This window comes from Pseudomonas sp. Pse35 (assembly GCF_024519715.1).
Lineage (GTDB): Bacteria > Pseudomonadota > Gammaproteobacteria > Pseudomonadales > Pseudomonadaceae > Aquipseudomonas > Aquipseudomonas paracarnis.
The window spans coordinates 159,200-169,060 of record NZ_JALJRP010000005.1 but is presented as its reverse complement, the minus strand read 5'-3'; the positions used below and the strand labels follow the sequence as shown (position 1 = coordinate 169,060).

Annotated in this window: 11 protein-coding genes; 7 read left to right on the top strand and 4 right to left on the bottom strand. The window is 62.6% G+C overall.

All coding sequences use genetic code 11. The features are described from left to right. Nucleotides 1-104: 104 nt before the first annotated feature. The 4 genes from OC445_RS06520 to pilG are packed head-to-tail and all read right to left on the bottom strand — an operon-like array spanning nt 105 to nt 3,508. On the bottom strand, nt 105-2,156 hold the full coding sequence (locus OC445_RS06520) for a methyl-accepting chemotaxis protein (RefSeq protein ID WP_198790984.1): 2,052 nt from the start codon (nt 2,154-2,156) through the stop codon (nt 105-107). Further along, a complete protein-coding gene (locus tag OC445_RS06515) occupies nt 2,153-2,677 on the bottom strand; it encodes a chemotaxis protein CheW (RefSeq protein ID WP_057976483.1) in 525 nt (174 codons plus the stop codon). The genes OC445_RS06520 and OC445_RS06515 overlap by 4 nt, the downstream gene beginning before the upstream one ends. A gap of 11 nt (nt 2,678-2,688) precedes the next feature. Continuing rightward, entirely contained in the window at nt 2,689-3,054 is a 366-nt protein-coding gene (pilH, locus tag OC445_RS06510; protein ID WP_014720320.1) for a twitching motility response regulator PilH, read from the bottom strand. A 46-nt stretch (nt 3,055-3,100) separates the two neighbouring features. Beyond that, a complete protein-coding gene (pilG, locus tag OC445_RS06505) occupies nt 3,101-3,508 on the bottom strand; it encodes a twitching motility response regulator PilG (protein WP_014720321.1) in 408 nt (135 codons plus the stop codon). Nucleotides 3,509-3,746: 238 nt separating this feature from the next. Between pilG and gshB the strand changes: the two genes are divergently transcribed. The 7 genes from gshB (at nt 3,747) to OC445_RS06470 (ending at nt 9,807) form a co-directional block, all read left to right on the top strand. Continuing rightward, nucleotides 3,747-4,700, top strand: a complete 954-nt coding sequence (gshB, locus tag OC445_RS06500; protein WP_034128936.1) for a glutathione synthase — start codon at nt 3,747-3,749, stop codon at nt 4,698-4,700. 77 nt (nt 4,701-4,777) lie between these two features. After that, nucleotides 4,778-5,683, top strand: a complete 906-nt coding sequence (locus tag OC445_RS06495; RefSeq protein ID WP_054897573.1) for an energy transducer TonB — start codon at nt 4,778-4,780, stop codon at nt 5,681-5,683. Between the two features lie 181 nt (nt 5,684-5,864). Beyond that, nucleotides 5,865-6,434 carry a YqgE/AlgH family protein gene (locus OC445_RS06490; protein ID WP_198790983.1) on the top strand — a complete coding sequence of 190 codons (570 nt, stop codon included), beginning with the start codon at nt 5,865-5,867 and terminating at the stop codon, nt 6,432-6,434. After that, nucleotides 6,434-6,871, top strand: a complete 438-nt coding sequence (ruvX, locus tag OC445_RS06485; protein WP_198790982.1) for a Holliday junction resolvase RuvX — start codon at nt 6,434-6,436, stop codon at nt 6,869-6,871. The genes OC445_RS06490 and ruvX overlap by 1 nt, the downstream gene beginning before the upstream one ends. 132 nt (nt 6,872-7,003) lie before the next feature. Continuing rightward, nucleotides 7,004-7,510 carry a bifunctional pyr operon transcriptional regulator/uracil phosphoribosyltransferase PyrR gene (gene pyrR / locus OC445_RS06480; RefSeq protein WP_198790981.1) on the top strand — a complete coding sequence of 169 codons (507 nt, stop codon included), beginning with the start codon at nt 7,004-7,006 and terminating at the stop codon, nt 7,508-7,510. Nucleotides 7,511-7,534: 24 nt separating this feature from the next. Then, nucleotides 7,535-8,539, top strand: a complete 1,005-nt coding sequence (locus OC445_RS06475) for an aspartate carbamoyltransferase catalytic subunit (RefSeq protein ID WP_198790980.1) — start codon at nt 7,535-7,537, stop codon at nt 8,537-8,539. After that, the gene (locus OC445_RS06470) at nt 8,536-9,807 is read left to right on the top strand and encodes a dihydroorotase (protein ID WP_034128939.1); all 1,272 of its coding nucleotides are present in this window, start codon (nt 8,536-8,538) and stop codon (nt 9,805-9,807) included. Before OC445_RS06475 ends, OC445_RS06470 begins: the two co-directional genes overlap by 4 nt. Nucleotides 9,808-9,861 lie beyond the last annotated feature (54 nt).

Sequence of the window (9,861 nt, the reverse complement as noted above, 5' to 3'; positions counted from 1 at the left end):
TGCCTGCGATAGCGGTGGGTCAGCACTATTTCTGTATCTGACAGACCGCTATCGCAGGCAAGCCAGCTGCCATAGTTGGACTGTGGTGTTCTTCAGGTCGTATTTCAATCATCGACCTGCTTGGGCGGCGGCAAGGTGAAACCCGATACCGACCTGCGCAACTGGCTGGCCATCTTCGCCAGGTTACCAATGCTTTCTGCGGTGGCGGTGGAACCCGACGACGTCTGGGTGGTGATCTGCTGGATCACGTTCATGGTCAGGGAAATCTGCCCCGCCGATGAGGTCTGTTGCTGCGCCGCGTTGGAAATACTCTGGATCAGCGCTGCCAGGGTTTTCGACACGCCTTCGATCTCTTCCAGCGCCACCCCGGCGTCCTGGGCCAGGCGTGCGCCGCGTACCACTTCGGTGGTGGTCTGCTCCATGGAAATCACCGCTTCGTTGGTGTCGGCCTGAATGGTGCGCACCAGGGTTTCGATCTGCCGGGTGGCCGCCGAGGAGCGTTCGGCCAACCGTTGTACTTCATCGGCCACCACCGCAAAACCGCGCCCGGCGTCACCGGCCATGCTGGCCTGGATCGCGGCGTTGAGAGCGAGGATGTTGGTCTGGTCGGCGATGTCGTCGATCAGGCTGATGATGTCGCCAATCTCCTGGGACGATTCGCCCAAACGCTTGATGCGCTTGGCGGTGTCCTGGATCTGCTCGCGAATGTTGTCCATGCCGTAGATGGTGTTGTGCACCACCTCGTTGCCTTTGTTGGCGATCTCTACCGAACGTTCAGCTACCGCCGAGGATTCGGCCGCGTTGGCCGACACCTGGTCGATGGACTGCGCCATCTGATTGATCGCCGTGGACGCTTCGGCAATCTGCTGGGCCTGATGCTCCGACGCCTGGGCCAGGTGCATGGCGGTGGCCTGGGTGTCCTGCACCGCACCGGCGACCTGCCCGGCAGTGAGGTTGATGGTGGCGACCAGGTCGCGCAGTTGGTCCACGGAATAGTTGATGGAGTCTGCGATGGTGCCGGTGAAGTCTTCGGTGACCGAGGCGGTGACGGTGAGGTCGCCGTCAGCCAGGTCTTCGATTTCATCCAGCAGGCGCATGATCGCGTTCTGGTTGCGCTCGTTCTTCTGCGCGGTTTCATGCAGTTGGCGGTTGGTCTCGCGCACCATGACCAGGCCGATCAGGATGATCGAGGCCAGCGCCAGCAAGCCCAGCACGTAACCGCCGATGGTGTCGAAGCTGCGCCCGCTGGCGAGGTTTTCAAAACCCGTGGCCAGGTGCGAGGCTTCATCGAGCAGGGTTTGCGACAGGTTGAAAATATTGCTCGCCGAGGCGCGCACCTGGAACAACTGCGGCGAGGTCTCAAGAATTTCATCCACGGAGCCGGAGACAAATTCGAACAGCTCGGCGATGTCCGCCAGCCGCGCCCGGGCGTCCGGGTCTTCAACCTGGGTGATACGCAGCCCCGGGTTGCCGTTGAGCATGCCATTGAGCACCACGCCAAAACGGTTGGCATCGCGACCGAAGGCATCGGCGGCCTGCCCGGCGGTTTCATCCCCCGCCAGCACCGTGTTGACCGCCCCCAGGATACGTTCGGCCAGCAGCGACTGGCGTTGGGCCAAGGCTACCTGGCTGGCCGGGGCGCCGCGTTGCAGCAGGATATCCACGACTTTTTCCGACTCGATCTGCAGTTGCGGTACGGTTTCGGCCAGGGTCGCCGCCACCTGGTGCAACGACAACACGGTCTGCTCGCTGGCCAGGATGGCGTCGGTGTTTTTCAGCAACGCCTCCCAGTCGGTCTGCACCGCCCGCATTTCGGCGCGCACCGCACTGGGCGCCGCCGGCAAGCCGGTTTGCGGGTCACCTTTTTTCAGGTAGCCCCAGCGCTGGGCAAAATCGTTGCGCGCATCGCCCAGCAGCTTGAACGCCGCCGCTTTCCCGGCAGCGGCCTCGGTGGCGTTCTTGGCAATGCGCTGGGACAGCACGCGCAGCTCACCGGCGTGGCCGATGTACTGCTTATCGTAAGTGGACTGGGTGTTGAGGTACGCGAAGTTGGCGAACAGCAGCATGATGAACACGATCAAGGCGATAAACAGCACGATGATCTGCGAACGGCTGCGCGAAGCGGCCTGGGGTTTGGGCGTGGTAGCGGTGCTCATGCGGCAACATCCATGAAGCCAGGGGCCTGGGCCAGGGCGAAGGGGCTGAAGACTTGCCACGGCGGGTCGCCGTCGAACTGGCCCTGAATAAACGGCGCGCTCGAGGCAGCGCTCGCCACCCAGGCATCCAATGGGAAATGCTGCATGCCTACCACCTCATCTACCAGCAGCCCGACAAACAGGTCGTTGAACTCCACCACCAGCACCCGCCGTTGCTTGCGCGCCCTGGACAACTCAAGGCCCAGGAAACCGCCCAGGTCCATCACCGGCAGCAAGCGCCCGCGCAGGTTGGCCACGCCCTTGACCCAGGGCTTGACCCCCGGCATCAAGGTGCAACGTGGCTCATGCAACACCTCGGCGACTTCGCCCATGGGCGCCACGTAGGCGTTTGGCCCTACGCGGAAAGCGATGCCGCTCCAGCGTTGCAGGCGCGTTTCCTGGGACGGCAGGTCCGCGGCCAGCAAGCGGCAGCGGCGGTCGATGTCCAGCAGCAGCTCGAAGGCGGTTTGCGACTCGGTCATGATCGCAAGCCTTAGCCGGCCAGCACCTTGTTCAGGGTGGCAATCAGGGTTTCTTCATCCACAGGCTTGGTCAGGTAGTCCTTGGCGCCCTGGCGTGCGCCCCAGATCTTGTCGGTTTCCTGATCCTTGGTGGTGATGATGATGATCGGGATACCGTTGGTTTCCGGCTCCTTGGACAACTGGCGCGTGGCCTGGAAGCCGTTGAGGCCGGGCATCACGATATCCATCAGCACCGCGTCGGGCTTTTCCTGGCGGGCCAGGGCCACGCCGTCCGCGCCGTTTTCGGCCTTGAGCACCTGGTGGCCATGCTTTTCCAGCATGCCGGTGAGTTTGTACATTTCGGTCGGCGAATCGTCGACGATCAGAACACGTGCCATGGTTTTCCCCGCTACATTGGTCGGCGCCGGCCCTCGTGAGGCGGCGTCAGTGTGCTTGTTCTACTGCGGCGAACCCAGGCACATAGGCCTTGATCGCCCCCAGCAGTTCTTCCTTGCTGAAAGGCTTGGTCAAAAATTGATCGACACCCACGATGCGCCCCTTGGCCTTGTCGAACAGGCCGTCCTTGGAAGACAACATGATCACCGGGATCGACTTGAACGCCGGGTTGTTCTTCACCAGGGCGCAGGTCTGGTAGCCGTCCAGGCGCGGCATCATGATGTCGACAAAGATAATGTGCGGGTGATGATCGACAATACGGGCCAGGGCGTCGAAACCGTCGATCGCCGTGATGACCTCGCACCCCATGTTCTTCAACAGCGTCTCGGCGGTGCGGCGGATCGTTTTCGAATCGTCGATTACCATCACCTTCAAGGCGTTGGAATGCTGTTCCATATCTGCTCTACCATCGCCACAGCGAATCGGTTTTCGGTGTGTACTGCCTGATGTTGCACAGGATGAACGCCGCAAGCCTTGGAATTCAAGGGCTGCTGCGCCGTGCCAGCCTTTTTAGCACAGTCTCCTGGCGCAATCTATCGAGGCACCCGCCCAGTGGTTTTTCCTTGACCCACAACAGCCGCAGCGCCACTCTGACGCCACTTTTATGCGCCCTAATTTGCTAGAGGAAATCCCCATGAGCGTTCGCGTCGGCATTGTCATGGACCCTATCGCCAGCATTTCCTATAAAAAGGACAGTTCGCTGGCCATGCTCCTGGCCGCCCAGGCCCGCGGCTGGACCTTGTTCTATATGGAGCAGCGCGACCTTTACCAGGGTGACGGAGAGGCCCGCGCACGCATGCGCCCGCTGCAGGTGTTTGCCAACCCCGAGAAGTGGTTCGAGCTTTCTGACGAAATCGACAGCCCGCTGAGCGACCTCGACGTGATCCTGATGCGCAAGGATCCGCCGTTCGACATGGAATTTGTGTACTCCACCTACCTGCTGGAGCAGGCCGAACGCGCGGGCGTGTTGATCGTCAACAAGCCGCAAAGCCTGCGCGACTGTAATGAAAAACTGTTCGCCACCCTGTTCCCGCAGTGCACGCCACCGACCGTGGTCAGCCGCCGCGCCGATGTACTGCGTGAATTCGCCGCCAAGCATGGCGACGTGATCCTCAAGCCGCTGGACGGCATGGGCGGCACCTCGATCTTCCGTCACCGCGCCGGCGACCCGAACCTGTCGGTGATCCTCGAAACCCTGACCGCCCTGGGCACCCAGCAGATCATGGGCCAGGCCTACCTGCCGGCGATCAAGGATGGCGACAAGCGTATCCTGATGATTGACGGCGAACCGGTGGATTATTGCCTGGCGCGCATCCCGGCAGCCGGCGAGACCCGTGGCAACCTGGCCGCCGGTGGTCGCGGTGAAGCGCGGCCGTTATCAGAAAAAGACCGCTGGATTGCCGCTCAAGTCGGTCCAACCCTGCGGGAAAAAGGTCTGCTATTTGTCGGACTAGACGTAATTGGCGAGAACCTCACTGAAATCAACGTCACCAGCCCGACCTGTATTCGCGAGATCGACAACGCATTTGGCACGAACATCGGCGAAATGCTGATGGCCGCCATTGAACGCAAGCTACAAGCCAAGTGACATAGAACAGCCGGACACCTACCAACATTGCGTTATCATGCGCCACCTGTGAAACGCGCGATGTTGGTTTTCTTGTCATGACACTCCCGTCCGATCTGCCCCCCGAATTCTCCCCCAGCGGCGTGCGCCCGGCCGATCGTCTCGGTTTTACCCTGTTTCTCGCTGCCTTGATTCATCTCGCCCTGCTCCTGGGTGTGGGGTTCACCCTGGTCGAACCCAAGCAGATCACCAAGACCCTGGAAATCACTCTCGCCACGTTCAAGAGCGAAAAGAAGCCCGAAAAGGCTGACTTTCTCGCCCAGGACAACCAACAGGGCAGCGGCACCCTCGACAAGAAAGCAGTGCCCAAGACCACCGAGGTAGCGCCCTTCCATGACAACCAGGTCAAGAAGGTCACTCCGCCGCCAGCGCCCAAGCCTGAGGTCAGGCAGGCCACGCCCAAGGCCGCGGTGACCACTGTCGCGCCCAAACCGCAAAAAGCCCCGACCCAGCGCGAAAAGGCCAAGACCGAACCCAAGCTCGAGCCAGTGAAACCTGCTCCGACGTTCGACAGTTCGACGTTATCCGACGAAATTTCCAGCCTGGAAGCCGAACTGGCCCATGAGCAACAGCTTTATGCCAAGCGCCCGCGCATCTACCGTCTGAACGCCGCCTCAACCATGCGCGATAAAGGTGCCTGGTATAAGGACGAGTGGCGCAAGAAAGTCGAACGCATCGGCAACCTCAATTACCCGGACGAGGCGCGGCGCCAACAGATTTATGGCAATTTGCGCTTGCTGGTGTCGATCAACCGTGACGGCTCGCTGTATGAGGTGCAGGTGCTGGAGTCCTCCGGCCAGCCGCTGCTGGACCAGGCTGCGCAACGCATCGTGCGCCTAGCCGCGCCCTTTGCGCCGTTCAGCGGCGACTTGAGCGACGTGGACCGCCTGGAAATCATCCGCACCTGGCGGTTCGCCAAGGGCGACCGGTTGTCCAGCAACTGATCACGCCCGCACTACAGATCATTCCCACGCTCCGCGTGGGAATGCCGCCTGGACGCTCTGCGTCTGCTCTTGGGACGCGGAGCGCCCCGGGATGCGTTCCCACGCGGAGCGTGGGAACGATCAGCGATCAGGCTCGCGCCCGCACTTGTCAGTTCGCCCCTCCAACGCCACACTAGCGGACATGAAAAACGTCAGCCCGACCTACCTCAAGCACCAATTCCTGATCGCCATGCCCCATATGGCCGACCCGAACTTTGCGCAGACCTTGACCTACATCGTCGAGCACACGGCCAATGGTGCCATGGGGTTGGTGGTCAACCGCCCGCAGGAGCTGAACCTGGCCGATATCCTTGAGCAACTGCGCCCGGAAATCGACCCGCCGGCGCGCTGCCAGGACGTACCGATCTACATCGGCGGGCCGGTGCAGACCGATCGCGGTTTTGTGCTGCACCCCACCGGGCCCAAGTTCCAGGCCACGGTAGACCTTGAGGGTGTGTCATTGTCCACATCCCAGGACGTGCTGTTCGCCATCGCCGACGGCGTCGGCCCTGAGCAAAGTGTGATCACCCTGGGCTACGCCGGTTGGGAAGCCGGGCAACTGGAGGCCGAACTGGCCAGCAATGCCTGGCTGACCTGCCCGTTCGACGCTGACATCCTGTTCAACACCGCCAGCGAACTGCGCCTGGAAGCGGCAGCAGCCAAGCTGCGGGTCAACCTCAGCCTGCTGACCAGCCAGGCGGGGCACGCCTGATGGCCTTGCGTCTGATCCTCGGTTTTGACTACGGCACCAAACAGATCGGCGTAGCGGTTGGCCAGGTCATCACCGGCCAGGCCCGCGAGCTGTGCACCCTCAAGGCCCAGAACGGCGTGCCGGACTGGAACCAGGTCGAAGCCCTGATTAAAGAGTGGAAGCCTGACGCGGTGGTGGTCGGCCTGCCCCTGAACATGGATGGCACCCCCAGTGACATGTGCCTGCGCGCCGAGAAGTTCGCGCGCCGCCTCACTGGCCGCTACAACCTGCCCTTCTATACCCACGACGAACGCCTCACCACCTTCGAAGCCAAGGGGGAGCGCCGCGACCGTGGCGGGCAAAAGGGCAGTTACCGCGACAACCCGGTAGACGCCATCGCCGCGGCCTTGCTGTTGCAGGGCTGGCTGGATGAAAACACCGCTTTATTTGAATCCTGACCCGCCGCGATCCTGTGGGAGCGGGCTTGCCCGCGAAGAACGTTAACGATACCGCGAGAAGACTGGATGAACGCGGTGCCCATGAGTTTTTCGCGAGCAAGCTCGCTCCTACACACTTGATAAGGAGCCACCATGAGCTTGCCGAACCCTGCCGAACTGATCAGCCAGATGGCGATACGCCTCAAGGCGCACCTGGAACACCGTGCCATCAGCGAACCGCGTTTTATCGGCATACGCACCGGTGGCGTGTGGGTAGCCCAGGCATTGCTGGAAGCACTGGGCAGCGATTCGCCCCTGGGCACCCTGGACGTGTCCTTCTACCGCGACGATTTCAGCCAGAACGGCCTGCATCCACAAGTACGCCCTTCGGCCCTGCCCTTCGAGATCGAAGGCCGGCACCTGGTACTGATCGACGACGTGCTGATGAGCGGCCGCACCATCCGCGCCGCCATGAACGAACTGTTCGACTATGGCCGCCCGGCCAGCGTGACCCTGGTGTGCCTGCTGGACCTGGATGCCGGCGAACTGCCGATCAGCCCGGACGTCGTAGGCGCGACCCTGTCGCTTGCCCCCCAGCAGCGGGTAAAATTGTCCGGTCCTACGCCGCTCGAACTCGAACTGCAAGACCTTGCCCTTTAAACCGCCTTGTAAAGAGTCCCCGCGATGACGCCTCTAGATGCCAAGCGCCCGCTGCAGCTCAATGCTCAGGGCCAGTTGCAACACTTCTTGTCCCTCGACGGTTTGCCCCGCGAACTGCTCACCGAAATCCTCGACACCGCCGATTCGTTCCTGGAAGTCGGTGGCCGGGCAGTGAAGAAAGTCCCGCTGTTGCGCGGTAAAACCATCTGCAACGTGTTCTTCGAGAACTCCACCCGCACCCGCACCACCTTTGAACTGGCGGCCCAGCGGCTGTCGGCCGATGTGATCACGTTGAACGTGTCCACCTCGTCGGCGAGCAAGGGCGAAACCCTGCTCGATACCCTGCGCAACCTGGAAGCCATGGCAGCCGACATGTTCGTGGTACGCCACGGCGACTCCGGCGCTGCGCATTTCATCGCCGAGCATGTGTGCCCGAACGTGGCGATCATCAATGGCGGCGACGGCCGTCACGCGCACCCGACCCAGGGCATGCTCGACATGCTCACCATTCGTCGGCACAAGGGCAGCTTTGAAAACCTCTCGGTAGCCATCGTCGGCGACATCCTGCATTCGCGGGTGGCGCGTTCGAACATGCTGGCTCTCAAGGCCCTGGGTTGCCCGGATATCCGCGTGATCGCGCCCAAGACCCTGTTGCCAATCGGCATCGAACAGTATGGCGTGAAGATCTACACCGACATGGCCGAGGGCCTCAAGGATGTGGACGTAGTGATCATGCTGCGCCTGCAACGCGAGCGTATGGCCGGGGGCTTGTTGCCCAGCGAAGGTGAGTTCTACCGCCTGTTCGGCCTGACCACCGCACGCCTGGCCATGGCCAAGCCGGATGCAATCGTGATGCACCCGGGGCCGATCAACCGCGGTGTGGAAATTGAGTCGGCGGTGGCCGATGGCCCGCAGTCGGTGATTCTCAACCAAGTGACCTACGGCATCGCCGTGCGCATGGCCGTGCTGTCCATGGCCATGAGCGGGCAAACCGCGCAACGTCAATTCGAGCAGGAGCAGGCCCAGTGAAGCTCAGCATTCTCGGCGCCCGAGTCATCGACCCGGCCAGTGGCCTGGACCAAGTTACCGATCTACACCTGGACGCCGGCAAGATCGTCGCCATTGGCGCCGCCCCCGCAGGCTTCAACGCCGGCCAGAGCATCGATGCCAAGGGCCTGGTGGCCGCGCCTGGGCTGGTGGACCTGAATGTCGCACTGCGCGAGCCGGGCTACAGCCGCAAAGGCAATATCGCCAGCGAAACCCAGGCCGCGGCAGCCGGTGGCGTGACCAGCCTGTGTTGCCCGCCCAACACCAAGCCGGTGCTGGACACGTCGGCCGTGACCGAGCTGATCCTCGACCGCGCCCGCGAAGCCGGCAACTGCAAAGTGTTTCCCATTGGTGCCTTGAGCAAGGGCCTGGATGGCGAACAACTCGCCGAATTGATCGCCCTGCGTGACGCCGGTTGCGTGGCCTTCGGCAATGGCCTGGAAAGCTTTCGCAGCACGCGCACCTTGTGCCGCGCCCTGGAATACGCGGCCACCTTCGACTTGACGGTGATCTTCCATTCCCAGGACCGCGACCTGGCCGAAGGCGGCCTGGCCCACGAAGGCGCAGTGGCCAGCTTCCTCGGCCTGCCGGGCATTCCGGAAACAGCAGAAACCGTGGCTCTCGCTCGTGACCTGTTGCTGGTGGAGCAAAGCGGCGTGCGTGCGCATTTCAGCCAGTTGACCAGCGCCCGGGGCGTGGCTCTGATCGCCCAGGCCCAGGCCCGTGGCTTGCGGGTCACCGCGGATGTCGCCCTGTACCAACTGATCCTGACGGATGAGGCGCTGATCGACTTCTCCAGCCTGTACCACGTACAGCCCCCGCTGCGCACCAAGGCTGACCGTGACGGTTTGCGTGCGGCGGTGAAGTCGGGCGTGGTGTCGGCGATTTCCAGCCATCACCAACCTCACGAGCGAGACGCCAAGCTGGCACCGTTTGGCGCGACCGAGCCAGGCATCAGCAGCGTGGAGTTGTTGTTGCCACTGGCGATGACGCTGGTGGAAGACGGCTTGCTGGACCTTCCGACACTGCTGGCACGCCTGAGCGCCGGCCCGGCCGAGGCCCTGCGCTTGCCGGCAGGCCAGTTGGCGGTGGGTTCACCGGCGGACCTGGTGCTGTTCGACCTGGCAAGCTCGACGGTGGCTGGTGAGCGTTGGTTGTCCAAGGGCGAAAACTGCCCGTTCATCGGCCACAGCCTGCCGGCGACGGTGCGGTATACCTTGATGGATGGGCGGATCAGCTACCAGGCTTGACGCGCAAGCTCGTTCCCACGCTCTGCGTGGGAACGCATCCTGTGACGCTCTGCG